This window comes from Kitasatospora sp. NPDC127067 (assembly GCF_042724755.1).
Lineage (GTDB): Bacteria > Actinomycetota > Actinomycetes > Streptomycetales > Streptomycetaceae > Kitasatospora > Kitasatospora lactacystinica.
On the sequence record NZ_JBHXEM010000047.1, the window covers coordinates 25,244 to 50,904 of the forward strand.

Genomic DNA, 25,661 nt, shown 5'->3' on the forward strand with positions numbered 1-25,661 from the left:
CCGCTCAGCCCCGGAACTCGTCGATGACGACCACACCGGTCGGCCCGTACGTCTCCAGGGACTCCAGCACCGAGCCCGCCTCGTGGAGGCCGACGGTGCGGGTGACGATCCTGCCGGGGTTGAGGCGGCCGGCCTCGATCATGTTGAGCATCGTGCCGAACCGCTGCCCCTGCATGCCGAAGGCACCGAGGATCTCCAGCTCCTTGACCATCATGACGTCGATCGGCAGCGGGACGTCGCCCCGCTCGGCGCCGGTGGTGTGCCCGAGTTGGAGGTGGCGGCCGCGGGTGCGCAGGGAGAGCACGGAGTTCCGGCAGGCCTCGGCGATCCCGACGGCGTCGACGGACACGTGGGCGCCGCCCCGGGTGAGGGTCCTGACGGCCTCGGTCGGCTCGTCCACGGCCGCGTTGACGGTGTGGACGGCGCCGAGGGCGCGCGCGGCCTCCAGCTTCTCGTCGGAGATGTCGATCGCGATGACGTTGGCGCCGGTGGCCGCGGCGATCTCCACCGTGGACAGCCCCATGCCGCCGCCGGCCCCGTACACCGCGACCCATTCGCCGCCGCGCACCCGGGCCTGGTCGACGACGCCGTGGAAGGCGGTCATGTAGCGGCAGGCGAGGGCGGCGACATCGACGAAGCCGACGGTGTCGGGGACCCGGACCAGGTTGACGTCGGCGAAGCGGACCATGACGTACTCGGCGAAGGCGCCCCAGTAGGACACCCCGGGCACGAGGGAGTCCACGTGCTCGCACACGTGCTGGTTGCCGCTGCGGCACATCTCGCAGGACCCCTCGCCGGGGTTCATCGGGAAGATGACGCGGTCGCCGTCCCGCCAGTCGCGGACGTCCCGGCCGACCTCCACGACGGTGCCGGCGAACTCGTGGCCGAGCACGAACGGGGGCTGGACCTGCGGCCCTCCGGTCCAGAAGTCCCCGGCCCACAGGGCCCAGTCGGTGCGGCAGATGCCGTTGGCGCCGACGCGCACGATCGCGCCGTCCGGCGGGCAGACGGGGTCGGGCACCTCGCGGATGACGAGGGGCTTGTGGAGTTCTTCGATGACTGCGGCGCGCATGGACGCGACCTCCTCGGGAGATGTCCACCGGTTGAAGCGGTGGACTTGGAAGCTATGCGGAGGCGAGGAGTCGTGTCAACCGCATAGAGTGGTGGACATGAGCGATGGGGACGGCCGACGAGAAGGGCGCCAGCGCGCCAGGACCGACTTCCGGTTCGACGACGCACGACTGTGCTTCGCCTTCGCCGGCACACTGGCCGACCGCGGCAAGGACGTGCAGGTGGAACGGCTCGCCGGGCCGGAGGACCTGAGCCGGTGGGGCGTGGAGAGCGGCTGCACGACGGTGGCGCCGAGCTGCAACGAGGTCGAGCTGGAGGGTGCGCGGCGGCTACGCGAGGCGATCCAGCGAATCGGCGTCGCACTGGCGGAGGGGACGGTGGCTGATCACGAGGACGTGGCAGTGGTCAACGGGGCGGCGGCAGAACCGACTTCGGTGCCCGCGCTCTCGGCCGACGCCGGATCCGTCCGGTGGGACGGGGACGGCGTGGCGGCGGTGCTGTCGATGGTCGCGCGGGACCTGATCGAACTCTGCGGATCGGAGCAGCGGACACGCGTCCGCATCTGCGGGAACCCGGACTGCGGAACGCCGTTCGTGGACACGTCCCGGGCGGGCGCGAGGCGCTGGTGCTCGATGAAGACCTGCGGCGCGCTGGTGAAGAAGCGGGCCTACCGGGCGAAGGCGAAGTAGCCGGGTCAGGAGACGCAGCGGGGCGGGGCACCGGTCGGCGCCCCGCCCCGAGGGGTGTGGAGGGATGGGTCAGCCCTCGATCGGCAACTCGCCGGCCCGGACGGCGTCGATGAACGAGCCCCACGAGGAGTCGGGGAAGACGAGGGCCGGGCCCTGCGGGTCCTTGGAGTCACGCACCGGAACGAGGCCGGGGAATCCGGGCGCCACCTCGATGCAGTCCCCGCCGTCGTCCCCGCTGTAGCTGCTCTTCCGCCAGGCGGCTGCGGCGAGCTCGTTGCTCATCATCTCTGTAACCCTCCAGCGCATCGGCGATCAGCCGTAGCGAGTCAGCCTCTGACAGGCATTCGGCACGGAGCTGATCATAGCGACGCTGGTGCTTGGCCACGGTGTCGGAAGCATCACTCAGATGGCCTCGGTCGAGGCTCTCCGAGTAGACCCAGCGCTCTCCGTCCGGCAGCTCCAGCAACACCATAGCCGTCTTGACGAACGTCCGCCGGTTCGAGAACGGCGCCACATGAATGATGACGTTCGGGAGCTGCGCCACCCGCAGCAAGTGCTCCATCTGACTTCTCATCACACTCGGTCCGCCCACGGCCGTGCGAATAGCGCTCTCATCGAGAATGACGAGCAACAGCGGCCCATCAGGCACGAGAAAACGGCTCTGTCGACTGAGTCGGGCGCGGATTCGCTCCTCGATCTCCTTCGGGCCAAGGACCGCAGCACCGTTGGCAAAGAGCGCATGCGCATACTGCCAGCACTGCAGCAGGCCGTGAATCAGGCTGTCCTGGTACACGCGCAGCCCGACCGCGACGGCCTCCAGATCCGCGCGCTCCTGGAACCAATCCGGGTGCTCGATCGACGCGTTCCAGTCGACCCGCCCGTACAGCCGCATGAGCAGGTCGCCGGTGTTCAGCAACTGCCCGAGCTCCTCGACCTCCTCGACCGAGGGCTTCCGCCGCCCGCTCTCCGTCCGCGAGATCACCGTCCGGTCGAGGTGGAGCAGCTTGCCCAGCTCCTCCTGGGTGAGGCACGCCAACTCGCGCGCATAGCGGACCTCTTCGCCGAACATGATCGCGGAGCTCGCCGTCGGTCCGCGCTTGATCTTCCGGTGTGCCATCACTGCTCCCAGCTGTGCGTCACGTGCTCAACACGTGGATCTGGGCGTCACCGTACTCCCACGGGCCGATCATTGATACCGGAACGCAATCATCTGCATGCGCAGCGTGAATGCGTGCGCTCTTGTCGCACTCCCCCCTCCGCCCCCTCCGAGGTACCCCCATGCTCAAAACGCACCGTCGCCCCCGCATGTTCGTCGCGCGCCTCGATTCCCGTATCGAGTCCACGCCGCTGGCCCGGTACTTGCTCCAGGCCTACCTCTCCGCCCTCCCCTCCGGAGACCGGTACTCGGACACGGCCGAGTTGCTCCTCGGCGAGTTGTTCGCCAACGCCGTGCAGCACTCCGACGCCCCCGACGACTGCCACATCGAGGTCCGCTTCACCGTCACCGGTTCCCGTCTGCGCCTGGAAGTCCACGACGCCGGCACCGACCACCCCACCCTCCACACCCCGACCCCCGACGACGAGCACGGGCGTGGCCTGCTCCTCGTCAACGAACTCGCCGAACGCTGGGGCAGCGCCAACCGCCCCGGCGGCATCGGCAAGTACGTCTGGGCCCTCGTCGCCCCCGCCCCCGGTCCCACCCTCGTCACCGCCTGAAAGCACCAACTCCCATGCACCTCACCACCCTCGCCGGCCACGCCCTCTCCCGCGGCCGCACCCCCGCCGACACCTACGCCCTCCTCGCCCGCCGCACCCACAAACCGCTGCCCTCCGCCCGCGCCGTCTGCCTCGCCCTCACCATCCCCCTCGCCGAGACCCTCCGCCGCCTCCACGAGTGCCACGACGCCCTCCTCGCCAACCCCCGCACGGGCTCCGAGACCGACACCGGCGAACTCCTCGAAGCCCTCGGCGTCTTCGACGTCCCCAAGTCCCTCACCGACACCGAACTCGCCGTCGTCGACCTCTTCCTGCTCGCCATCGACGCCATGGGCGGCATCCGACCCGGCCACCACCACGGCCTGCACCGCTGGTTCACCACCGGCAACCTCACCGCCGCCTACCTCTCCCTCGCCGCCGCCCGACCCCTCCCCCGCACCGGCAACCCCACCACCTACTGGACCACCCTCGTCACCGCCGGCGAACTCCTCACCACCACCCCCAACCCCGACACCCGCCTCAAATACGCCCTCACCCACTGCCGCACCCAAGCGGCGAAGGGCCTTTCCGGGTAGTGCGATGATCATTCGCTGAGTACTGTGTGCCGTCGAACAGTTGGGCAGCTGTTCGACGGCTGCCCCCGTGCGACGCGCATGCCGCCGGCGCACGGAGGTCAGAAAGTGAGCAGACAGATGCAACCGACGTTCGTCCTGGTCCACGGAGCCTTCGCGAACTCCTTCTCCTTCGCGCCGCTCCAAGCCGAGCTCGGCCTCCTCGGGCACCGGTCCGTCGCCGTCGACCTCCCGGGGCACGGATTCGCCGCGACGTACCCGGCCGCCTACCAGGCACCGCAGGACCTCGAAGGGCTCGCCACCGCGCCCGGCGCCATCAAGGGCGTCACCCTCGCCGACAACGTCGCGCACCTGATCGGGATCCTGGAGCGGGCCAAGCGCAACGGGCCCGTCGTCCTGCTCTCCCACAGCCGCGGCGGCCTGACGGCCACCGTCACGGCCAACCAGCGGCCCGACCTGATCGACCGCCTCGTCTACGTCTCCGCCTGGGCCCCCGTCGACCTGGACGTCGGCGCCTACTACGCCGAGCCCGAGATGGCCACGGTCGACGCCGCGGGCCTGGCAGCGGCGATGGTCGGGAACCCCGTCGAACTCGGGCTGCTGCGCGTCAACTTCCGCACCGCGGACCCCGGCGCCCTCGCGTTCTACAAGGAGGCCTTCCTCGCCGACGGGACGGACGACGAGTTCCGGGTCTTCCTCAACACCTTCCAGCCCGACGAGAACCTCGACACCGGCACCCCGGACGACCGGGCCCAGGCCGACACCTGGGGCCGCATCCCGAAGACGTACGTGCGGCTGGCCGACGACACCAGCATCCCGCTCGCCATGCAGGACCGGATGATCCGCGAGGGCGACGCCCTCAACCCGGACAACCCCTACGACGTCCGCACGCTCCCCGGCAGCCACCTGAAGTGGCTGGTCGACCCGGCGGCGGCCGCCCGGGTCCTGGCCGAACTCGCCGCGCTCCTGCCCACCGAAGCCTGACCGCCACCGCACTCAGCACGTGGCCCGCGCAGGACGCCCCGCCGACTTCCTGCGCGCCGGACGCCCCGGCTCAGGCCTTCGTCCTGACCGGCCTCGCGGCTCACCTCGCCCGCGCCCGGTGGGCGCCGCCTCGCAGCCACCCGGTCCAATCCCTAGTGAAGACTGCCTCCATGCGAGTGAAGTGCACCCAAATCATCGATCCGCAGAGCGACGAGACGATCGCGGCTCACCCCGCGATACACGTGGGCGGTGTCTACCCGGTCCTGGAGATGATGACCGGACCCGACTACTGGATGATCCGCGTCCTGGACGACAGCGGGAACGACCCCGGCTCGTTCTGGGATCCGGCGATGTTCGAGACCGTCGACGCCCACCTGCCCTCCAGCTGGACCCTCGTCCTGGAGAACGGCCGCATGCGGCTGGCCCACGCCCTCTGGCAGCGCCCGAACTTCTGGAACGACTACTTCGACAACGATCCCCGGGCCCTGGCGGACTTCCGAGCGGCCAAGCACGAGCTGCTCGACGGCACCGATCGATGACCGCGAAAGGTCTGTGCGCTCCCGGGCACACGGCGGTGCGCTGACGACCAACTCCGGTGGCACGAAGGCTCCTAGGCTCACGCCGCGACAGGACTTATGCCCCCTTCATCCGGAGAGACCGAGAAGACCGTGCTGAAGAAACTCTGCTCCGCCCTGCTGACCCTGGCCATCTCGATGGGCCTGGTGACGACGCTCAGCGGCACCGCGTCCGCGACCAACTACCAGGTGATCGACTGGCACATCTCGAACATCACCGCGGGCGGAAACACCAACCACCAGAACTACTGGAACCTGATCGACGCCATCCACCGGTACACCTACGGCGATTCGACCGGCCTCAACGGCGTCACCGAGACCACCACCGAGCACGGCCGCCTGATCCAGGTGCGCGTCCTCGACACCAACAACGTCCACCTCGTCTCCGTCTACCTCTGGGCGAACGACCTCTACGTCGCGGGCTTCTACGCCCCGCAGACCAACTCCCACTGGGCGTTCCAGGACCGGCTCGGCGAGTTCCAGAACGCGCTGGGCGTGACGGTGCCCGCGAACCGCCGCATCGCCAGCGGCAACTACAGCAACATCCCGGGCGGCAACGAGCGGGGAAGCCTCGTCCTCAGCCCCGAGCACATCTACAACGCCATGCGCACCCTCGGCCGCGCGACCGCGTACAACGACGCCACGGGCCGGGCGCTGCTGACAGCGATCCAGATCTTCTCGGAGGCGGCACGCTTCGGCGTGGTCTTCGACGTCGTCCGGGGCAACATCCAGGACCCCGGACGGAACCGGCCGCTGAACTACTTCGATCCGCAGCGCGGCAACATCCTGGCCGCCAACGTGGAGAACCAGTGGGGGCAGATCAGCGAGTTCATCCGCAACGCCCGCAACGACCCGTCCACGGCGACCATCTCCATCATGGGCCACACCGTCGCCACCATCGCGGCCGTGCTCTACTACATCGGCTTCATCGAGGCCAACGGCGCCATCATGCACAAGCCCAGGTAGGACGAAGCCCCGGGGCGGCCCACCGGCACCGACCGGCGGGCCGCCCCCGCCGCCTCGCGTCCCTAGCCCCACCAACTGACCAGCCGGGCGAGCAGGACCGTCACGGTGGCACCGCCCGCCGCCGCGGCCATGCCCCGCACGAAGTGCAGGCCGACCGTACGACGAACGACCCGCCACCGCCGGCGGCGGCCCGCCCCATCGATCCGACCGCGCTCACTGCACCAGGCGACCATCACGCCTCTCCTCTCCGGAAGACAGCCGCCTCTCGCGGCCCGGTTCAACCCTGGCCGCAGCCGACGGCGGCGCCACGCCCGACCGATGAGACCCGACGAAGCCTGAAGTCGGCTGCCGGGAAACGGCGTTCGCCTGACAGCGGCATGCCTTCGATCCATGATGAACTGACAGCAACGGACGAAATCTGACAGTTCATCGAGGGCAGCCTGTGGCGGGAATCGTCGTTCCGACCGATGAAAAGCTTCCACCCGGACCACGGAGGGAACTGGTCGGGGCCCTGCACGGGCTGTACCGGGGCGCGGGCAAGCCCAGCCTCCGCGAGATCTCCGACGGCATCAGGCGGCGCGACGACCTGCCGACGACGGTGAGCCACGACACCGCGAGCCAGCTGCTGCACGGCATGACCGTCCCCTCCTGGGCACGGGTGGAGTCCATCGTGCGCTTCCTGGTCGACGCCGCCGTCGGGCGGCAGAAGCCGGATCCGGAGGCCGAGGTCGAGCGGTTCCACCGGCTCTGGCTGGCTGCCGAGGACGCGGACCCCGCCGCGCCGACCCAGCCGTCCTCGGCGGACGCGGAGCTGTGGGCGGACCTCCGGTCCACCGACCCGGAGCGCCGCATCACCGCCCTCTACCGCCTGGAGCGCCTCGCCTGGCGCCCCGCGACGCCGGGCCGGGAGGCCCTCGCTCCGTCGTGGCCGTCCGCGCTGGCCGACTTCCTCCGGGCGGCCCGCCCACGCGGGGCGCCCGGCGATCCGGAGCCAGCCCGGCTTGAAGACCTCCAGGTGGCAGTGCTGGTCCTGGGCCGTCTACCCGATCGGTGTTACACCGACAGATTCGACCTTTCAGGTCTCGATCTCCGGAACCTGGTCTGGGACGGAGCACGGCTCTGGTTCGTCGACCTGAGTCGAAGCCTGCTGTCGCGCAGCAGCCTGCACGGCGTGCAGCTCGGAGGGGCCCAACTCATGGAGGCGACACTCGCCGGTGTCGACCTGGACACCGCCGATCTCACCGAGGCCAATCTCACCGGGTGCTTCCTATCCGGCGCGAGCATGGACGATACCCGGTTGCCGAACGCCGTCCTGGACAACGCCGTCCTCTCGGAAGCCCGCCTGACATGGGCCTCGGCCCGCGAGTCCTCTCTGGTGGAGTGCACGGCAGAGAACACGAACTTCCGGTACGCCGACCTGCGCGACGCCAGCTTCGAACGGGCCCTTCTGATGAACTGCCACTTCGACGATGCCATCCTCGCCGGCGCATCCTTCGCCGACGCCGATCTGAGCGGCAGCTCCTTCACCGACGCCGACCTCTCCGGGGCGTTCTTCACCAGGAGCAGCCTGGCCACGGCGCGACTGGCGCCCGAGCAGCTGGCGTCCGTCGAGGTCGTACCCGGTTCCGACCGGTCGGGGGCAGTGCCACCGGCTTGACCGCCAGCGCCCACCTCTGTGCCTCCCCTGCACGCCTGTGGAGCCGCGACGCCGACCGTCCGCGTTCGGTGTCGCGTCCGCCTTCGACCGGCGGGCCGATCTCGCGCACGATCTGGCCAAACGTCATCTTCGTTCGATATCAGGGCAATTGGCTATCACCATGTCGCGGATCCGCATCCCGCCACCCCACTCGCAATCACTCCTGCTCGACCGTCCGGCTTGTTCGGCCATAGGTAAATTGGCATGCCCCGGACATACCATCCCGTGCCACGATGCTGTCCGGAAGAGCGACCGCGGCACCCCCGGTGCCGCCCCCGGGACCAGACCGGCCGTCAGGCCCCGGACCCGGCAGACAAGAGAGAAGAAGATGAAGAGGCACACCACCCTCCGCGCACGGCTCCGTTCCGCCCTCCTGGCAGGCGCGGGCCTGAGCGTGGCCCTCACCGGCGTGCTCGGCGGGGCCGGAGCCGCCCAGGCCCGCACCGAATTCCACCAGATGTCCCACGTGTGGTTCGACCTGTCGGAGCAGGGCCCCGGCGAGAACGAGCGGATCCGGTACTCCACGTTCCTGGCCAGCCTGCGGGCGGCGGTGGCGGGCTACAACACGCAGGAGACCCAGCTTGAGGACGTCGGCCTCGTCCAGGTCTCGCTGACCGCACTCGACGACCGGGGCCAGCGCCGTCACACCGACATCTGGATCAACCCCTCCAACCTCTACGTGTGGGGCTTCTCCAACGAGAACGGCGTCACCTACCAGTTCGACGACATCAACAACGCCCTGGCGTCACGGATCGCGGAGACCACCTCCCCGAGGCCGCCGGTCAACCCCAACGTCCAGACCATGAACATCGGCTCGAACTACAACGGGCTGAGCGGGGCGGCCGGCCGCGACCGGGGGGCCGCGCCCATCAGCTGGATCGACCTGCGGTACTCCATCGTGCAGCTGGCCGGCGAGAGCAACCCGTGGGGCAACCGCCAGGCGACCGCCCGGTCGCTGAGCCTGATGATCCAGGCCCTGTCCGAGGCCGCCCGGTTCAACGACGTCGAGGGCACCTTCCGTGCGGCGATGAACGACTGGAGCGTCCGCAACCTGCCGATCCAGCAGCAGTACCTGGAGAACTCCTGGGACGCCCTGTCCCGCTTCTACGACCGTGCCTCGTCGGGCCAGAACGCGACCCCGGTCGACATTCCGACCGTCGGGCGGGTCGACAGCCTCGCGAACCTGCGCTGGTACGTGCAGATGACCATGGGCCACCCCCACACCGACAACGGGGACTGGAACCACGACGAGCTCTGACGGCGTCGGCCTGCCCACGCCCCCTGCCCCCCGCCGCGGGGGGGGGGGGGGGGGGGGCCGGCGCCCCCCCCGGCGGGCGCGGGCCAACCCCCCCCCCGACCCCCCCCCCGCGAGGCGGGAGGCGCCTGCCTGGCGCCGCCGCGGCAGCGTTCTCGCCCCGGCGCCTACAGCGCGGCCCGGTAGGCCTCCAGGCGTTCGGCCAGCTCCTGCGGGTGGCCGAGCATGGGGAGGTGGTCGCCCGGCATCTCGTCCGGGCGGAAGCCGAGCCGCTCCTCGACGTGCCGCCGCAGGAACGCGGGCGGGAAGAACCGGTCGCCGGTGGCCAGCAGGTACCTGGTCGGCACCTGCGGCCAGGCCTTCAGCGGCCACGGCGTCCCGAACGGGGTCGCGGACTGCCGCCGCCCGTGCTTCGCGAGGAGTTCCTCGGCCAGCGCGGCCGGGGTGTCGTGCAGGAACAGGGCGCGCTCGTCCTCCTCCGCGCCCTCTGCCACGCCCCTGCTGCGGTCGGATTCACGGCGGGCCGCCCAGTAGCCGGTGTTCTCCCACCACTCGCCCGGTGTCTCCTCGGGCGCCGGCACCTGGGCGTGGAGCATGACCAGCAGGTCCACCGGCATCCGCGCGCAGACCAGCGGCCCGGTGAAGCCGCCGAACGAGTGCGCGACGACCACGAGCTCGCCCGGCCCGTCCCCGACGGCCGCCACCGCCGCCACCGCCGCGTCCGCGTACTCGGCGAGCCCGGCCGCGTCGTCGTCGCACGGCAGGTCCGGCGCGACCACCTCGTGACCCCGCCCGCGCAACTCGGCCGCCAGCGGCCCCCAGTACCAGGCATCGGCCGCCGCGCCATGGATCAGAACGTACGTCGCCACGGATCACTCCTCGTCCGGAACGGATCACTTCTGGACCGCGCCCGAGCCTACCGACCGGTCCGCCCCCGAACTGCCGGGCGCCACCCGCATACTCGTCCCAACGACCGATCAGCCACCACTCGTTGGGAAAGCCCTTGTTCCGCGACACCGGCCCGCGCAGCATCCGCATACCGACCCACCGCGAGACCGCCGAGGAGTGGGGCGAGCAGATCGCCGCGCTCCGCGCCGCTCCGCCCGGGTGGTCCTTCCTGCTGGGGCGGCTGTCCTCCGACGGCTACCTCTGCCACCTCGACCTCAACTACCACCTGGACGGCGAACTCGTCGCCGTCGTCCAGACCTCCCGCCCCGTTCCGGCCGGCCACCGGGTGGGCTCCCTCACCACCCCGCAGTCCCAACTCTCCACCTTCCTGGCCAATTCGGACCGCCTCGACCCGCGCACCCACCTCGCCCCGCTCGACGGCCCGCCCACTCCGGGCGAGGTCCTGCTCCACGGCGTCCGCGTCCCGGTCGAGGTCAACCACAGCCACGGCTGCCGCAGCGCCCTCGTCCCCCGGCTCCCCTCCCAGCAGGGCTGCGTGATCGTCACCGCCGCCACCGAGCACTGGGCCGCCGCCACCGACCTCGCCCTGCGGCCCCCGGCGGCGTTCTGAGCGGGGCGCCGCACCGGACCCCCGCGTGGTTCACCCGGACGGGGCGGCGCGCGCGGCGCCATCGACATGACGGACCGTCATGATTGCGCCGATGGCGATGCGTTCGCGCCAATTACCGGCAGAACATCCCCGGTACGACGGTGCGGGTGGGGTTAGCCTGTGGCCATGGTTGCAAACTGCAAGGAAGAAGTAGCCATGGGCGACGCGGAGTTCGTCAGCGGCCCCGCCCTGATCCTCCGGTCCCTCGCCTCCGAACCCGACCGGCGGGCCGTCGTCACCGCCGACGGCGCCGGGATCACCGCCGGCGACCTCGCCGCCGCCGCCTACCGCCTCTCCCACGAGCTGATCGCCCGGGGCGCCGCCCTCGGCACCACCGTGACCCTGCTGACCGGCAACACCCCCGAGGCCCTCGTCGCCCGGTACGCGGCCGGCCTCGCGGGCGCCCGGGTGGTGAACCTGTACGACGGCATGAGCGAGCCGGTCCTGGCCGAGATCACGGCGAGCGTCGACACGACCCTCCTGCTCGTGGACGCCGAACGGTACGCCTCGGCAGCCCGCTTGCTCCCGCTGCTCGACGGGCCCACCGTCCTCACCCTGGGCCCGGGGCCGGCCGACCGCGCCCCCGGCGCCCTCGGCGCCCTCGGCGAGGACGTCATCGCCGCCGCCGCCCACCGCCCCGCCGAACCGCCGGACGTCCGGATCGGCCCGGAGGACGACCTCGGCATCCGCCACACCGGCGGCACCACCGGCATCCCGAAGGGCATCCTCAGCCTGCACGGGCCCTACCGCCGCGTCTTCGACGCCCCGGTCGGCAGCGACCCGGTCGACGGCGCGCCCCGCCTCCTCGCCGCCACCCCGCTCGCCCACCTCGCCGGGATCATGTCCGACCTGACCCTCCAGCGCGGCGGCACGGTGGTCCTCCAGCGCTCCTTCGACCCCGGCGCGGTCCTGGCCGCCGTCGAACGCGAACGCATCACCGACCTCTGGATGCTGCCGGCACTGCTCCACCAGCTGCTCGACCACCCGGCGATCGGCCGCACCGACCTGTCCAGCCTGCGGCAGATCCTCTACGGGGGCAGCGCCGCCTCGCCGACCCGGATCCGCGAGGCGCTCAAGGTGTTCGGGCCCGTCCTGGTCGGCGTCTACGGGATGTCGGAGGCGCAGCTGATCTCCTACCTCACCCCGCAGGAGCACGACCGGATCGGCCCCGACAGCGTCCAGGTCCCGGTCGGCCGGCCCGCCCCGGGCGTCGAGGTGGCGATCCGCTCCCTCGACGGCACCGACCTGCCGACCGGCGAACAGGGCGAGGTCCACCTGCGCTCCGACGGCATCATGGCCGGGTACTGGAAGCGGCCCGACCTCACCGCCGCCGTGCTGCGGGACGGCTGGCTGAACACCGGCGACGTCGGCTACTTCGACGAGGACGGCTACCTCTACCTCTCCGACCGGGTCAAGGACCTGATCATCGTGGTCGGCGGGCACGTCTACCCGTCCGAGGTGGAGGACCTCCTCCTCACCCACCCGACCGTCGCCCGCTGCGCGGTCTTCGGCGTCCGCGACGACCAGGAGACGGAGCACGTCCACGTCGCCGTCGTCCCCGCCCCGGGGCAGCGGCCGCGGCTCGACGAACTCCGCGCCTTCGTCACCGAGCGCAAGGGCCGGATCTTCGCCCCCGAGGCGCTCCACCTGGTCGACGAGATCCCGCTGACGCCCGTCGGCAAGCCGGACAAGAAGCGCCTGCGCGAAGCCGCCACGGCCTGAGGGCGGTCCGGGGTGGCGGCGCCGAGGGCCGCCACCCCGCCGGCCCGCGCCCGGCCCTCGCTGCCGCCGACCCTCGCTGCCGCTACCCCTCCTCGCGGCCGCGGAAGGCCCGGCGGTACTCCCTCGGGGCGACGCCCACCCGGTCCGTGAAGACCGGCCGCAGGGAGACCGCCGAGGCGAAACCGCAGCGGGTGGCGACGGTGTCGACGGGCAGGTCGGTCTCCTCCAGGAGCCGCTGGGCGGTGAGGACGCGCTGGTCGAGCAGCCAGCGCATCGGGGTGGTGCCGGTGGTGGCGGTGAAGCGGCGGGCGAAGGTCCGGTCGGACATCAGGGCGGCGGCAGCCATCCGGCGCACCGTCCAGGGAGCGTCGAGGGAGGCCGCGACCTCGGCCCGCAGCCGGGCCAGCGGATCGTCACCGGCGGCGGCGTCCGGGACCGGGGAGGGGATGAACTGGGCCTGGCCGCCCGCCCGGAAGGGCGCGGTGACCATGGCGCGGGCGATGGCGGCGGCGGCCTGCTGGCCGTGGGCGGTGCGGACGAGGTGGAGGCAGAGGTCGATGCCCGCCGCGACGCCCGCCGAGGTCCACAGGCCGTCGCCGCCGGTGAAGAGCACCTCGGGCCGGACCGTCACCGCCGGGAAGCGGCGGGCGAGTTCGGGGGCGAGCGCCCAGTGGGTGGTGGCCTCCCGGCCGTCCAGCAGGCCGGCCTCGGCGAGGACGAAGGCACCCGCACAGAGCGAGGCGACCGGGACGCCGGCGGCGGCCACCGCCCGCAGGGCGTCCAGGATCTCCGGGCCGCGCCGGGCGGCCGGGTCCTCGACGCCCGGCACCACCACCAGGTCGCAGGCGGCCAGCGCCGCCGGCCCGTGGTCGGGGACCCGCTCCAGCCCGCCGCCCAGCCGCACCCGGGCGCCCTCCGGCCCGCAGACCCGCAGGTCGAAGGCGGGCAGGCCGGGCCGGGAGGTCCGGTTCGCCCACACCTCGCCGATCACCGCGTAGTCGAAGGCCCGGACACCGTCGAAGATCAGACAACCCACCGTTCGCATGGCAGGAACCTATCGATGGGTGGCCCCGCTGCCCATCACGCCCGCCCGACGACCCCGACCACCATGGACGGCATGACGAACACCGACGCCTTCGACGCCCCCCTCACCCTCGACCAGGACGCCGTCCTGCTGCTCATCGACGTCCAGAAGGGCTTCGAGGACACCGCCTTCTGGGGCCCCCGCGACAACCCGCGGGCCGAGCAGCGGATGGCCGAGCTGATCGCCGCCTGGCAGGCCACCGGCCGCCCGATCGTCACCGTGCAGCACACCTCCCCGGCCGGCCCGCTCGCCGAGGGCACCCCGGGGCACGGGCTGAAGGACTTCGTCGCCGACGTCACCCCCGCCCTGCACGTCACCAAGACCGTCAACAGCGCCTTCTACGGCACCCCCGACCTGCACGCCTGGCTCCAGGAGCGCGGCGCCCGGCAGGTGGTGGTCACCGGGATCATCACCAACGTGTGCAACGAGACCACCGCCCGGATGGCCGGCAACCTCGGCTACGACGCGGTCTTCCCCGTCGACGCCATGCACTCCTTCGACATGACCGGCCCCGACGGCACCACCGTCCCCGCCGCCGACCTCGCCCGCGCCACGGCCACCACCCTGCACGCGATGCGCTTCGCCAAGGTCGTGACGACGGAGCAGGTGCTCCGGGCGGCCAAGGCCTGAACAGCGGCTCGACCCCACGGACCGCCACGGACACTCCTCAGCCCGCCAGCCGCTCCGCCAGGTACTCCTCCCAGGTCCGCCGCCCGTGCTCGGCCCCCGCCGGGGCCAGGTTCTCCCCCGCCCGGTACGCCCGCCCGACCCTGCCCGGCACCCGCAGCGGCAGGTGCCGGCGGCTGCGGCCGCGCGCCGCGAGGTAGCCGCGGGTCAGCTCGCCCATCTCGTACACCGTGGGACCGGCCAGGTCGGGCACCGGCCCGGCCGGCCCGCCCAGCGCCAGCTCCACCAGCCGGGCGGCGACCTCCCGCACGTCCACCGGCTGCCAGCGCACCCCGCCGGGGGCCGGGACGAGCGGCAGCCGGGCCATCTTCTCCGCCACCGTGAACGCCAGGTCGTGGAACTGCGCGGCCCGCAGGATCGTGTACGGCAGGCCCGAGTCGGCCACCGCCCGCTCGGCGGCGTGCTTGGCCCGGAAGTAGCCGAGCGGCAGCCGGTCCGCGCCGATCACCGAGATGTACACCAGGTGCCGCACCCCGGCCCGCCGCGCGGCGGCGACCAGCAGCCGGGTGGCGACGTCGTCGCCCTTGGGGCCGCCGGCCAGGTGCAGCACGGTGTCCACCCCGGCCAGCGCCGCGTCCAGCTGCCGGGCCGCCGTCGCCGGGTCGCCGAGGAGGTCGCCGCGCACGTACGCCACGCCGTCGGCGTCCGGACGGTCCTGCCGGCTGAGCACGCGCACCGGCGGCCCGGCCGCGCGCAGCAGCGGGACCACCTGCCGGCCCAGGGTTCCGGTCCCGCCGGTGACCAGCACGGTGTGCTTCGTCATGATCGTCTCCGTTTCGTCCCGGGCCGGGAGTTGATCTCCCCGCCGCGGCCGTTGTTGGGTGGCTCCTGCTGCCCTGACCCCCGGCGACGAAGGAATGTGACACGTGGACGAGAAGGTGGACGAGAGCTCTGCCCGGGCCGCGCTCTTCGAGGAGCAGCGCCCGCACCTGCGCGCCGTCGCGTACCGGATGCTCGGCTCGATCAGCGAGGCCGAGGACGCCCTCCAGGAGGCCTGGCTCCGCTACGACCGCACCGACACCGCCGGCGTGGCCAACCTCGGCGGCTGGCTCACCACGGTGGTCTCGCGGGTCTGCCTGAACCTGCTGCGCACCCGCGCCCAGCGCCGCGAGGAGCCGCTGGAACCCGCCGGTCCGGGCGGCGAGCCGGGCCCGCCGCGCATCCCGGACCCGCTGCTGCGGCGCGAGGGCGTCGTGGACCCGGAGCAGGAGGTGATGCTCGCGGACTCGGTCGGGCTGGCGCTGATGGTGGTGATGGAGTCGCTGTCACCGGCCGAGCGGGTCGCCTTCGTGCTGCACGACCTCTTCGCGGTGCCCTTCGAGGAGATCGCCCCGCTGATCGAGAGGACCGCCGCCGCCACCCGCCAGCTGGCCAGCCGGGCCCGCCGCAAGGTGCAGGGGCAGGCGCCCGCGCCCGACCCGGACCTCGGCCGGCAGCGGCGGGCCGTGGACGCCTTCTTCGCCGCCGCGCGCAACGGCGACCTGGACGCGCTCGTCGCCGTGCTCGACCCGGACGTGGTGCTGCGCTCGGACGGCGGCACGGCGATGGCCCGGCACACGGTGGTGCTCTCGGGCGCCGGCACGGTGGCCGGCCAGGCCGTCCTGTGGGGCACGCTGTCGCCGTTCGCCCGCCCGGCGCTGGTCAACGGCACCGCCGGCGCGGTGGTCGTCGGCGACAACGGCCGGGCGCTGTCGATCATGGCCTTCACCGTGGTGGACGGCGCGATCGTCGCGATCGACGTGCTCACCGACCCGGAGCGGCTGGCGGCCCTGGACCTCACGGACTTCCGGGAGCAGTGACGCGCGGGCGCACGGAACGGGGTGGGAGGGCCGTCGCCCTCCCACCCCGTTCCACACCCCTGCGCCCCCCTTGAGCAGGCGTCACCCTGAGCAGGCGACCCCTTGAGCAGGCACCCCCCTTGAGCAGGCGTCACCAGCCCTGGGCGACCACCCAGTCGGCCAGCTTCCGGGCGCAGTCGTCCACCGCCTCCTTCCAGCTGTGCTCCGCACCGTCCCCGGCCTCGTCGCTGACGTGCTTGACCAGCCGCACCGGCAGCCCGGCCCGGTGCGCGACGGTGGCGACGGCGTAGCCCTCCATGTCCACCAGGTCGGCGTGCTCGGCGAGCCGGTCGCGGGCGGCCGTGTCGGAGACGAAGAGGTCCCCGGTGGCCAGCACCGGGCCGTCTCCCTTGCCGATCACCAGCGGGGCGCCGTACTCACGCCCGGTGAGCGCGTGCAGGGCGGCGGTGTCAAGGTCGTGCTGGATCACCTGGACCACGTGGTGGGTGCCCTCCCAGCCGGGGCGCAGCGCACCGGCCGTGCCGAGGTTGATCACCTCGGACGGCTTCTCGCCCTGCGCGAGGACGGTGGCCAGCGCGACGGCGGCGTTGACCTTCCCGATCCCGGTGAGCAGCACGGGCAGGCGGTCGTCCAGGTGGGCGGCCTCCTCGCGCACGGCGACGACGAGCAGCGGGCGGTCGGGCGAGATCGTTCCAAGCAGGCGCATACCTCCATCGTACGGAGCGAGGGGTCGCCGCACCCGGGATTGCGCGCCCTCAACCGGACCCCCGCGCTCCGCCCGGGCGAGGGAACCGCGTAGGGTGCGGCCCGCGTCGGACGGTTCGCCACCTCTCGGGACGACCGGTGGGAGCGGCCCGAGCCGAAAGGGCCGGACCGACGGGCACGGGCGGTACCGGCGGCACCCGCCGCACCAGTGGTACCGGCCGTCCCGGGAACGTGCACGACATGCTCAAGATCGGCGCAAGTCAGGTGTGGCCGGGGGGAGTCACGGCCATACTGCTGCCATCGGTCGGGCCCCGGGGACGGGCCCGGCCCCAGGGGAGGATGAGGCGGGTGGCAACACCAGTAGGCAGCGGCGCGTCCGGCGCCGCGTTCCCGGCACGGCCGAACCAGCTGCCGGGGGCGCCGGGCGCAGCGGTGGCGACGGCCGCACCGGGGGCACCGGCCGTCCCCGGATCGGCCCCGCTCGCGAAGTCCGGCGGGGCGCCCCCGGCACCCAGACCCGGCGGGGCGCCCGCGAAGCGCCCTCCGGCGGCCGTCGCCACCGGCGTGCGCGCCCGGCTCGCGCAGGCCACCCGCACACCCCCCGGCCGGCTGCGGCTGGCCGGCGTGGTGCTCGCGGTGCTCACCGTGGCCTTCGGCGGGCTCACTGCCTGGCAACTGGAGACCAGGGCCCAGGCCGCCGACCGGGTGGTCTCGTACAGCCAGCCGCTCAGCCGGGACGCCGCCGAGATCCACCGCAACCTGGCCGACGCCGCCACCACCGCGGCCAGCGGCTTCCTGCTGGCCGGCGCCGAGCCCGACGAGGTCCGCAACCGCTACGAGCAGGACATCGCCACCGCCGCCAAGCTGATCGCCCAGGCCGCCGCCCGGACCACCGCGACCTCGCCCGCGCAGGGCTCGCTCGCCCGGCTGAACCAGCAACTCCCGGTGTACGCCGGCCTGGTGGAGACCGCGCGGGCCGACAACCGGCAGGGCATACCGCTCGGCGGCGCCTACCTGCGGTACGCCTCCGAGCAGATGCAGACCGTCCTGCTGCCGACCGCCGCCGAACTGGCCGCCGTCGAGAACCGGGAGCTGTCCGACGACTACGCCGAGGCCAGAGCGGTCCCGTGGGCGGCGTACGGCCTGGCGCTGGTCGCCCTGGCCGCGCTGGCCTGGGTGCAGCTGACGCTGTTCCGCCGCACCAACCGGGTGTTCAACATCGGGCTGCTGGGCGCCACCGCCGCCGTCCTGTCCGGCGCCCTGTGGCTCACCGTCACCGGGCTGACCACCAGCTCGGCGCTCCAGCGGAGCAACCGCGAGGGCGCGGCCCCGCTGCGGGCGCTCAACACCGCCCGGGTGGACGTACTGACCGCCCGGCTGGCGGAGAACCTGCACTTCGTCGCCCGCGGCTCGACCACCAGGTACGCCGACCAGTGGACGAAGGCCACCGAACACCTGGCCGGGGCCAAGGACCTCCCGCCGGACCGGTCCAACGGCTCGCTGCCACAGGCCGTCCGGCTGGCGCCGTCGGCCGCCCTGCCGAGCGTCGTGGACGCCTCGAAGCAGTTCGAGGAGTGGCGCCGGCGGCACGACGCCGCCCGGACCCAGGAGGTCGACAACGCCGACTACCAGGGCGCCCTGGAGGCCACCGTGACGGCCAAGGGCGACGCGGCCACCGCCGACGCCGCCTTCAACGCCACCGACAAGGCGCTCGCCCGGGCCGCCGACATCGAGCAGGACCGCTTCGACAAGGCCGCCGAGGGCACCGGCGGGGACCTGCGCGCCGCCGCCGTCGCCGCCGCGCTGCTCGGCCTGGTGGCCGCGACCGCCGCGCTGCGGGGCCTGGGCCGGCGACTGGCCGAGTACCGGTGACGGGCAGAGGGGGAGACGCGATGCGCACCAGAGGATCCAGCGGATCGAGGAGAAGGACCAGGACCGCCGCCGCGCTCGCGCTGCTGGCGGCCGGCACGGCCGTGCTCACCGGGGGCGGCCCGGTCGGCGCCGCGCCGGCGGCCGTGACCGCCGTGCCGCTGGCCGTGCACCAGGACCAGCAGGACCAGGCCGACGGCTGCGACGTCTACCGGAGCGTGCCGCCGAGCACCGACGACGGCCCGGCCGTGAAGGCCGTCAAGGCCCGGCGCAGCCTGGTGATCGGCGTGGACCAGAACAGCTACCGCTGGGGCGCCCGCAACCCGAACACCGGCCAGATCGAGGGCTTCGACATCGACCTCGCCCGGGCGATCGGCGCGGCCGTCATGGGCGACCCGGACAAGGTGGTGCTCAAGCCGGTGGCCACGGCCGACCGGATCGACGCCATCAAGAAGGGCCGGGTCGACCTGATCGTCCGCACCATGACGATCAACTGCAAGCGGATGGAGGACGTCGCCTTCTCCAAGCCGTACTTCAACATCAGCCAGCGCGTCCTGGTGCCGAAGTCGTCGCCGGCGAAGAACATCGACGACGCGATCAAGGACAAGGCGGTCTGCGCCGCCGACGGCTCCACCGCCCTGACCGTGGTCAAGGAGAGGAAGACCGCCCGGCAGGTCGTCACGGTGGAGAACCAGCTGGACTGCCTGGTCCTGATGCAGCTCGGCAAGGTCGACGCCACCATGACCGACAACGGCCTGGCGGCCGGCCAGGCCGCGCAGGACCAGACCGTGCGGATCGTGGACGGCGAGGCCCAGCCGGAGGTGATCGGCGTCGCCATGCTGAAGGACAGCACCGACCTGACCGCCCGGGTCAACCAGGTCCTGGCCGACTACTACGCGCGCGGCGACTGGACCCGTTCGTACGAACGCTGGCTCAAGCCGTACATGCTCAACGAGGCCGAGCACTACTGGCCCGCACCGCACTGATCCGGCGTCGGGGCAGGTCCGGGGGCGGCGCGCGGGACGGCGCAGAACGGCGCGGGGGACGGCGCGGGGGAGGTGGCGCACGATCCGTCAGCGGGGCGTCGACGGCACGTTGACGCCCCGCGCCCGCTCCGTCCGAACGGCCACCGGCTAGGGTTCGGGACGATCACCACGGGGAGACCGGTGGTGGACACGGGGGTTGTCGTGGGACCGCACGTCCGGTACGTCGAGCACGTCAGGTACGTCGGGATCGCACGCGAGGAAGGAAGGACACCGCGGTGGCGGCATCGGCTGGCCCGGTACTGAGCCGGGAGGAGGTCGACCGCGCGCTCGCCCGCCTCGGCGCGGAGCGGGACGCGGTCGAATCGGCGCTGCTCGCCCTCCAGGACCACCCGGGCCTGCGGCTGCTGGACGGCGCCGAGCTGTCCGGGCGCACCCTGGAGCGCTGGTCGGTCGCCGGCAAGGGACTGCCGCTGCTCTGGGCGCTGTTCGACCGCTACTCCGAGGCCCTGGCCTCGGCCCGGGCCGTCCGGGCCCGCAAGGCCAAGCCCGGCACACCCGAACTCGCCGAGCTGAGCGAACTGCTGACCGGCGACGCGGTGACCGTCCCGGGCGGGGTGGTGCCGGACGGCCCGCAGGTGCTCGGCGCGCCCGCCAAGCTGGTCGAACGGATCAGCCTGGACGCGCTGATGACCCGGATGAACTCCTGGTACGCCACCGTGCTGGAGGTGGTCAGCGCCGCCGACGCGGTCTGGTCGGCGCTGCCGGCCCGGATCGACCTGCTGCTGGCCGAGCTCCAGCGGGTGCGCACCCTGGCCGCCTCGCTCGGCGTGCGCACCGGCGCCCACCCGCTGGGCGACGACCTGGCCGGCATCGAGAAGGACCTCACCGAGCTGCGCACCGAGGTGCGCGGGGACCCGCTGGCGCTGTGGCGCCCGGCCCGGGTGCCCGCCCAGCGCGGCACGGTCCCGGAGGGCTCGGCCTTCGCCGGCCCGGCCGGGGTGGTGGACACCGAGCGGTTCGACCGGGCCGGGCGGGCACTGGACGGCGTCCGGCTGGAGCTGGAGGACCTGCTGCGGCTGCGCGACGAGGCCGAGGACCGCCTCCAGGGCGTCGGCGACCTGCTCCAGCGGGCCGACGCCACTCTGGCCGAGGCCCGCCAGGCGCGCGGAGAGGTGCTGGCGAAGATAGCGTCCAGCGACGTCCCGGCGGTGCCCGGACCGGCCTCGGCGCTGCGCGAGCGGATCGTCGCGGCGCTGGACCTGCGCCAGGCCGGGCAGTGGGGCCGGCTGGCACCGCTGCTGGACACGCTGGAGGACGCCGCCGCCAAGGAGCTGACCCGGGCCCGGCAGTCGCTCACCGAGGTGACCCAGCCGCTGGCCGTCCGGGCCGAGCTGCGCGGCCGGCTGGACGCCTACAAGGCGATGGCGGCCCGGCTGCGGGTCTCCGAGGACCCGGAAGTGATCGAGCGGTACGAGAAGGCGCGCTGGCTGCTGTGGAGCGCGCCCTGCGACCTGCGGGCGGCGGCCGCCGCGGTGGCCCGGTTCCAGCAGTCGCTGCGGCCGGCCCACACCGAGGCCGGAACCGGGCAGGCTCAGGAGGCGGCCGGCCGGCCGCCGGCCGACGGAGAGGTTCAGGGGGGCTGAGGTTGATGGGCGGGACGTGCGAACGGCCGGAGTGCTCCGGCAGCGGCAGGATCGACGCCGACGGCTACTGCGACGAGTGCGGGCTGGCCCCGGCGGCCAGGACCACCGCCACGCCCGGGGGGGCGACGACGGGGACCGCGGGGACGGGAGCACCTACGACGGGAGCACCGACGGGAGCACCGGGAACCGGAGCACCGGCGGCCGCCGGCCCCGGCTCGCCCTGCCCGCGCGACTGCTCCGGCACCATCGACCCGGACGGCTACTGCGACGAGTGCGGCCTGACCCCGCCCGGCGGCGACACCGGCGTCACCCAGCCCTACGTCCCCTCCGCCCGGGTCTCCCCCGGCTCCGGCCCCACCGGCTCCGGCGGCCCGGCCCGTTCGATGTCGGCCCGCACCGGCTCGGCCCGTACGATGTCCGGCCGCTCCCGCTCGCACCGCTCCACCCGCACCGGCAGCGGCCGCTCGCTCTCGGTCCGCTCCACCCGGGGCGGCGGCACCGCGGGCACCCGCAGCCGGCTGGGCGCCGGCCTGGTCACCGTACCGACCGTCGAGGCGGCCGACCCGTCCCGGGCCGTACTGGCCAACCCCGAGGTGCCCGAGCGCAAGCGGTTCTGCTCCAAGTGCGAGGCCCCGGTGGGCCGGGAGAAGAACGGCAGCCCGGGCCGCCCGGACGGCTTCTGCACCAAGTGCGGCACGCCGTACTCGTTCACGCCCAAGCTGCGCCGCGGCGACCTGGTCGGCGGGCAGTACGAGGTGGTGGGCTGCCTGGCGCACGGCGGGCTCGGCTGGATCTACCTGGCGGTGGACCGGCGGGTCAACGACAAGTGGGTGGTGCTCAAGGGCCTGCTGGACACCGGGGACGAGGACGCGCTCGCGGTGGCCGTCGCCGAGCGGCGCTTCCTGGCCGAGGTGGACCACCCGAACATCGTCCGGATCATCAACTTCGCCGAGCACCCGGACCTGCGCACCGGCGCCACCGACGGCTACATCGTGATGGAGTACGTCGGCGGGAAGTCGCTCAAGGACATCGCCAACGAGCGCCGCACCGCGGACGGCCGGCGCGAGCCGCTGCCGGTCGAGCAGGCGATCGCCTACGCGCTGGAGGCGCTGCCGGCCCTGGGGTACCTGCACGGCCGGGGCCTGGTGTACTGCGACTTCAAGATCGACAACGTGATCCAGAGCGGCGACACGCTCAAGATCATAGACATGGGCGCGGTCCGCCGGCTCGACGACGACGGCCCGATCTACGGCACCATCGGCTACCAGGCCCCGGAGATCGCCACCGACGGCCCCTCCGTCGCCTCCGACCTGTACACCGTGGCCCGCACCCTCGCGGTGCTCACCTTCGACTTCCAGGGCTACAGCGGCACCTACCGCGACTCACTGCCCGGCCCCGAGCAGGTCGAGGCCTTCGCCCGGTACGAGTCCTACTACCGCTTCCTGGTCCGCGCCACCGACCCGGACCCGGCCCGCCGCTTCGCCTCCGCCGAGGAGATGGCCGACCAGCTCACCGGCGTGCTGCGGGAGATCATGGCCCTCCAGGACGACCGGCCCCGGCCCGCGCCGTCCACCCTGTTCGGCCCCGAACTGCGCGTCGTCGACACCGAGCTGGTGCTGCCCACCGAACAGGCCGGACAGCTCCGGGTGGCCCCCCTGGACCCGGCCGCCGCCGCCCTCGCGCTGCCCGTCCCCCGGGTCGACCCCGGTGACCCCAACGCCGGCTTCCTGGCCGTCCTGGTCACCCCCGACCCCGAGGAGACGCTCGCCGCGCTGGCCGCCGCGCCCACCGTCTCGGTCGAGAGCCGGCTGCGCGAACTGCGCACCCTGCTCGAACTCGGCCGCCACCCGGACGCCGTGCGCCGCCTCGCCGAACTGGAACAGGACCAGCCGGACGACTGGCGGGTGGTCTGGTACCGCGGCCTGACCGCGCTGGTCGGCAGCGAGGCCCCGCCCCGGGCCGAGGAGCGCGCCGGCGCCGAGAGCGAGGAGCGCCCGGAGGCGAGCGGGCGGGTCGCGGCCCTGCGGGCCGCCGCGGAGGCCTTCGACGCGGTCTACGACGCCTTCCCCGGCGAGGCCGCCCCCAAGCTGGCCCTCGCCATCTGCGCCGAACTGCTCGCCGACGGCGGCGACGCGGCCGAGTTCTACCGACTGGTGTGGGCCACCGACCACGCCTACCTGAGCGCCGCCTTCGGGCTGGCCCGGGTCCGGCTGGCCGAGGAGGACCGGACCGGCGCGGTCCGCGTCCTGGAGACCGTCCCGGCCACCTCCAACCAGTACACGGCCGCCCGGATCGCCGCCGTCCGGGCCCGGCTGCGCGAGCGCCCGGCCACCGACGACCTGGCCCTCGACCTCGGCGCGAGCTCCGCGCAGCTGACCGCGCTGCGGCTGGACTCCCGCCGCCGCGAGGAGCTCGCGGTCGAGGTGCTCGACGCGGCCCTCGGCTGGGTCGGCGCCGAGGCGGCCGCCGGCCGAAGGGCCACCGACCTGGTGGTACTGGGACGTCCCGCACAGGAGCGGGAACTGCGCTTCGCCCTGGAACAGTCCTACCGGGTACTCGCCCGGTTGGCCGACCGGGCCGAGATCAGGATCGAGATGGTGGAACGGGCCAACCGTGCCCGTCCCAGGACGTGGGTGTAGCAGATGCCGCAGCAGACCGAGTGCCCGAGCTGTTCGGAGCCGATGGACCAGGAGGACGCCTTCTGCGGCTCCTGCGGGACCGGCCGGAACGGCCGGGCGGCCCCCGGCTCGATGCCGACGAGCTGGGCCGCCGCGCGCGGCGAGGCCGTACCGTCGCCGCGCGGGCCGGTCTGCGTGCACTGCGGGCAGCCGCAGGTCGCCCCGGACGGCTACTGCGAGGGCTGCGGCGGCGCCCAGCCGCGTCCGCGCGACCACATGGAGAAGTCGCTCGGGGGCGTCGCCGGGGTCAGCGACCGCGGCGTGCGCCACCACCGCAACGAGGACTCCTTCACCGTCGCCGCGACCTCGCTGCCCGGCGGCGAGCCGGTCGTGGTCGCCGTGGTGTGCGACGGCGTCTCCTCCTCCGACCGCCCGGACGAGGCCTCGGAGACGGCCGTGGACGCCGCCTCCGAGTCGCTGCTGACCGCCCTGGAGGCCGGCCGGGACCCGAACCGGGCGATGCACCAGGCCATCGCCGACGCCGCCAAGGCCGTCGCCGACCTCGCCACCGACGGCGCCGGCCCCACCCGCCCCGACCTCAACGCGCCCGCCTGCACCTACGTCAGCGCCATAGCCGCGGGCGGACGGGTCACCATCGGGTGGGTCGGCGACACCCGGGCGTACTGGATCCCGGACGACCGCGCCGCCGCCGAGCCCTTCCGGCTCACCCAGGACGACTCCTGGGCGGCCCGGATGGTCGAGGCCGGGCTGATGAGCGAGGCCGAGGCCTACTCCGACCCCCGCGCGCACGCGATCACCGGCTGGCTCGGCGCCGACGCCGAGGAGGTCGTGCCGCACACCCTCGACTTCACCCCGCACGTCCCCGGGGTGGTGCTGATCTGCACCGACGGGCTGTGGAACTACGCCGAGGCGGCCACCGACCTGGCGTACTACGTGCGCCCGGACGCCCGCACCGAGCCGCTCGCCACCGCGCAGACCCTGGTGAAGTTCGCGGTCGCGGCCGGCGGCCACGACAACATCACCGTCGCCGTGCTGCCGATCGACCCGCCGGCCGCCGCCGTCGAGGAGGCCGAGCAGACCCCCACCGCGCTGGACCTGCCGGTGATCGCTCCGCGGCCGGCCGGCCGACCGGCCGCGGAGGAGGACGAGGACCACGATCCGACCCTGCCGGACCTCCCGGTGATCGGCTCCCCCGCCGCCCCGCTGCCCCCGGTCCCGCCGGTCCCGCCGGCGCCGCCGGAGGTGCCCCCGGCACCGGCCCTCCCGCCGGTCGTCCCCGCCGCTCCGGCCCCGCCCGGCGCGCCGCCCGTCGCCCCGCCCGTCCCGCCGCAGCCGCCGCACCCTCCGACGGCCTGACCGACACCCGCCGGACGCCCCGGCAGCACGGCCCGCCGGCCCGCCCGGCGGGCCGCCCCACCGTCCTGAGCACGTCCACCCCTCACCCG

At 73.5% G+C, this 25,661-nt stretch carries 25 protein-coding genes; 17 read left to right on the forward strand and 8 right to left on the reverse strand.

Translation table 11 applies throughout. The features are described from left to right. Nucleotides 1–4: 4 nt before the first annotated feature. On the reverse strand, nucleotides 5–1,072 hold the full coding sequence (locus tag ACFWJ4_RS20075) for an alcohol dehydrogenase catalytic domain-containing protein (RefSeq protein WP_380545663.1): 1,068 nt from the start codon (nucleotides 1,070–1,072) through the stop codon (nucleotides 5–7). Between the two features lie 97 nt (nucleotides 1,073–1,169). Here ACFWJ4_RS20075 and ACFWJ4_RS20080 point away from each other — a divergent pair, with 97 nt between their 5' ends. Further along, nucleotides 1,170–1,760 carry a CGNR zinc finger domain-containing protein gene (locus tag ACFWJ4_RS20080; RefSeq protein WP_380545664.1) on the forward strand — a complete coding sequence of 197 codons (591 nt, stop codon included), beginning with the start codon at nucleotides 1,170–1,172 and terminating at the stop codon, nucleotides 1,758–1,760. Nucleotides 1,761–1,829: 69 nt separating this feature from the next. Here ACFWJ4_RS20080 and ACFWJ4_RS20085 read toward each other — a convergent pair whose 3' ends face one another. Both ACFWJ4_RS20085 and ACFWJ4_RS20090 read right to left on the reverse strand, forming a co-directional pair. Further along, nucleotides 1,830–1,967, reverse strand: coding sequence for a DUF397 domain-containing protein (locus ACFWJ4_RS20085; RefSeq protein WP_380545666.1), 138 nt, complete (start codon nucleotides 1,965–1,967; stop codon nucleotides 1,830–1,832). Further along, nucleotides 1,930–2,877 carry a Scr1 family TA system antitoxin-like transcriptional regulator gene (locus ACFWJ4_RS20090; RefSeq protein WP_380545668.1) on the reverse strand — a complete coding sequence of 316 codons (948 nt, stop codon included), beginning with the start codon at nucleotides 2,875–2,877 and terminating at the stop codon, nucleotides 1,930–1,932. The genes ACFWJ4_RS20085 and ACFWJ4_RS20090 overlap by 38 nt, the downstream gene beginning before the upstream one ends. Nucleotides 2,878–3,065: 188 nt before the next feature. Between ACFWJ4_RS20090 and ACFWJ4_RS20095 the strand changes: the two genes are divergently transcribed. From ACFWJ4_RS20095 to ACFWJ4_RS20115, 5 genes are all read left to right on the forward strand, one after another. Then, on the forward strand, nucleotides 3,066–3,476 hold the full coding sequence (locus tag ACFWJ4_RS20095; protein ID WP_380545670.1) for an ATP-binding protein: 411 nt from the start codon (nucleotides 3,066–3,068) through the stop codon (nucleotides 3,474–3,476). 14 nt (nucleotides 3,477–3,490) lie between these two features. Next, entirely contained in the window at nucleotides 3,491–4,051 is a 561-nt protein-coding gene (locus tag ACFWJ4_RS20100) for a hypothetical protein (protein ID WP_380545672.1), read from the forward strand. A gap of 117 nt (nucleotides 4,052–4,168) precedes the next feature. Continuing rightward, the gene (locus tag ACFWJ4_RS20105; protein ID WP_380545674.1) at nucleotides 4,169–5,032 is read left to right on the forward strand and encodes an alpha/beta fold hydrolase; all 864 of its coding nucleotides are present in this window, start codon (nucleotides 4,169–4,171) and stop codon (nucleotides 5,030–5,032) included. A gap of 170 nt (nucleotides 5,033–5,202) precedes the next feature. After that, nucleotides 5,203–5,571, forward strand: a complete 369-nt coding sequence (locus ACFWJ4_RS20110) for a hypothetical protein (protein WP_380545676.1) — start codon at nucleotides 5,203–5,205, stop codon at nucleotides 5,569–5,571. Between the two features lie 129 nt (nucleotides 5,572–5,700). Then, nucleotides 5,701–6,573 (forward strand): ribosome-inactivating family protein, encoded by an 873-nt coding sequence (locus tag ACFWJ4_RS20115; protein WP_380545677.1) that lies wholly within the window; start codon nucleotides 5,701–5,703, stop codon nucleotides 6,571–6,573. Nucleotides 6,574–6,635: 62 nt separating this feature from the next. On the opposite strand, the gene ACFWJ4_RS20120 is transcribed toward ACFWJ4_RS20115, so the two are convergent. Continuing rightward, nucleotides 6,636–6,806 (reverse strand): hypothetical protein, encoded by a 171-nt coding sequence (locus ACFWJ4_RS20120; RefSeq protein ID WP_380545679.1) that lies wholly within the window; start codon nucleotides 6,804–6,806, stop codon nucleotides 6,636–6,638. A gap of 209 nt (nucleotides 6,807–7,015) precedes the next feature. Between ACFWJ4_RS20120 and ACFWJ4_RS20125 the strand changes: the two genes are divergently transcribed. After that, the gene (locus tag ACFWJ4_RS20125) at nucleotides 7,016–8,230 is read left to right on the forward strand and encodes a pentapeptide repeat-containing protein (protein ID WP_380545681.1); all 1,215 of its coding nucleotides are present in this window, start codon (nucleotides 7,016–7,018) and stop codon (nucleotides 8,228–8,230) included. Between the two features lie 367 nt (nucleotides 8,231–8,597). Further along, nucleotides 8,598–9,527, forward strand: a complete 930-nt coding sequence (locus ACFWJ4_RS20130) for a ribosome-inactivating family protein (protein WP_380545683.1) — start codon at nucleotides 8,598–8,600, stop codon at nucleotides 9,525–9,527. A 164-nt stretch (nucleotides 9,528–9,691) separates the two neighbouring features. On the opposite strand, the gene ACFWJ4_RS20135 is transcribed toward ACFWJ4_RS20130, so the two are convergent. Continuing rightward, nucleotides 9,692–10,393: an alpha/beta fold hydrolase gene (locus tag ACFWJ4_RS20135; RefSeq protein WP_380545685.1), complete on the reverse strand. Its 702-nt coding sequence runs from the start codon at nucleotides 10,391–10,393 to the stop codon at nucleotides 9,692–9,694. 122 nt (nucleotides 10,394–10,515) lie between these two features. Here ACFWJ4_RS20135 and ACFWJ4_RS20140 point away from each other — a divergent pair, with 122 nt between their 5' ends. Further along, nucleotides 10,516–11,043 carry a hypothetical protein gene (locus ACFWJ4_RS20140; RefSeq protein WP_380545687.1) on the forward strand — a complete coding sequence of 176 codons (528 nt, stop codon included), beginning with the start codon at nucleotides 10,516–10,518 and terminating at the stop codon, nucleotides 11,041–11,043. Nucleotides 11,044–11,238: 195 nt separating this feature from the next. Continuing rightward, complete coding sequence (locus tag ACFWJ4_RS20145; protein ID WP_380545689.1) at nucleotides 11,239–12,804, forward strand: AMP-binding protein; 1,566 nt, start codon at nucleotides 11,239–11,241, stop codon at nucleotides 12,802–12,804. 82 nt (nucleotides 12,805–12,886) lie between these two features. Here ACFWJ4_RS20145 and ACFWJ4_RS20150 read toward each other — a convergent pair whose 3' ends face one another. Beyond that, nucleotides 12,887–13,849 (reverse strand): GlxA family transcriptional regulator, encoded by a 963-nt coding sequence (locus ACFWJ4_RS20150; RefSeq protein WP_380357638.1) that lies wholly within the window; start codon nucleotides 13,847–13,849, stop codon nucleotides 12,887–12,889. Between the two features lie 72 nt (nucleotides 13,850–13,921). On the opposite strand from ACFWJ4_RS20150, the gene ACFWJ4_RS20155 reads away from it, so the two are divergent. Then, on the forward strand, nucleotides 13,922–14,518 hold the full coding sequence (locus ACFWJ4_RS20155; protein ID WP_359906681.1) for an isochorismatase family protein: 597 nt from the start codon (nucleotides 13,922–13,924) through the stop codon (nucleotides 14,516–14,518). 37 nt (nucleotides 14,519–14,555) lie between these two features. On the opposite strand, the gene ACFWJ4_RS20160 is transcribed toward ACFWJ4_RS20155, so the two are convergent. Further along, nucleotides 14,556–15,338 (reverse strand): SDR family oxidoreductase, encoded by a 783-nt coding sequence (locus tag ACFWJ4_RS20160; protein ID WP_380545691.1) that lies wholly within the window; start codon nucleotides 15,336–15,338, stop codon nucleotides 14,556–14,558. 103 nt (nucleotides 15,339–15,441) lie between these two features. Here ACFWJ4_RS20160 and ACFWJ4_RS20165 point away from each other — a divergent pair, with 103 nt between their 5' ends. Further along, the gene (locus ACFWJ4_RS20165; RefSeq protein WP_380545693.1) at nucleotides 15,442–16,374 is read left to right on the forward strand and encodes a sigma-70 family RNA polymerase sigma factor; all 933 of its coding nucleotides are present in this window, start codon (nucleotides 15,442–15,444) and stop codon (nucleotides 16,372–16,374) included. Nucleotides 16,375–16,504: 130 nt separating this feature from the next. On the opposite strand, the gene ACFWJ4_RS20170 is transcribed toward ACFWJ4_RS20165, so the two are convergent. Then, nucleotides 16,505–17,080 (reverse strand): nucleosidase, encoded by a 576-nt coding sequence (locus ACFWJ4_RS20170; RefSeq protein ID WP_380545695.1) that lies wholly within the window; start codon nucleotides 17,078–17,080, stop codon nucleotides 16,505–16,507. A 347-nt stretch (nucleotides 17,081–17,427) separates the two neighbouring features. Here ACFWJ4_RS20170 and ACFWJ4_RS20175 point away from each other — a divergent pair, with 347 nt between their 5' ends. The 5 genes from ACFWJ4_RS20175 (at nucleotide 17,428) to ACFWJ4_RS20195 (ending at nucleotide 25,572) form a co-directional block, all read left to right on the forward strand. After that, nucleotides 17,428–18,951, forward strand: a complete 1,524-nt coding sequence (locus ACFWJ4_RS20175) for a hypothetical protein (protein WP_380545697.1) — start codon at nucleotides 17,428–17,430, stop codon at nucleotides 18,949–18,951. A gap of 20 nt (nucleotides 18,952–18,971) precedes the next feature. Next, nucleotides 18,972–19,934 (forward strand): glutamate ABC transporter substrate-binding protein, encoded by a 963-nt coding sequence (locus tag ACFWJ4_RS20180; RefSeq protein WP_380545699.1) that lies wholly within the window; start codon nucleotides 18,972–18,974, stop codon nucleotides 19,932–19,934. A gap of 275 nt (nucleotides 19,935–20,209) precedes the next feature. Next, on the forward strand, nucleotides 20,210–21,577 hold the full coding sequence (locus ACFWJ4_RS20185) for a hypothetical protein (protein ID WP_380545701.1): 1,368 nt from the start codon (nucleotides 20,210–20,212) through the stop codon (nucleotides 21,575–21,577). Between the two features lie 5 nt (nucleotides 21,578–21,582). Beyond that, nucleotides 21,583–24,216, forward strand: a complete 2,634-nt coding sequence (locus ACFWJ4_RS20190) for a tetratricopeptide repeat protein (RefSeq protein ID WP_380545703.1) — start codon at nucleotides 21,583–21,585, stop codon at nucleotides 24,214–24,216. Nucleotides 24,217–24,219: 3 nt separating this feature from the next. After that, nucleotides 24,220–25,572 (forward strand): protein phosphatase 2C domain-containing protein, encoded by a 1,353-nt coding sequence (locus ACFWJ4_RS20195; RefSeq protein ID WP_380545705.1) that lies wholly within the window; start codon nucleotides 24,220–24,222, stop codon nucleotides 25,570–25,572. Nucleotides 25,573–25,661: the final 89 nt, after the last annotated feature.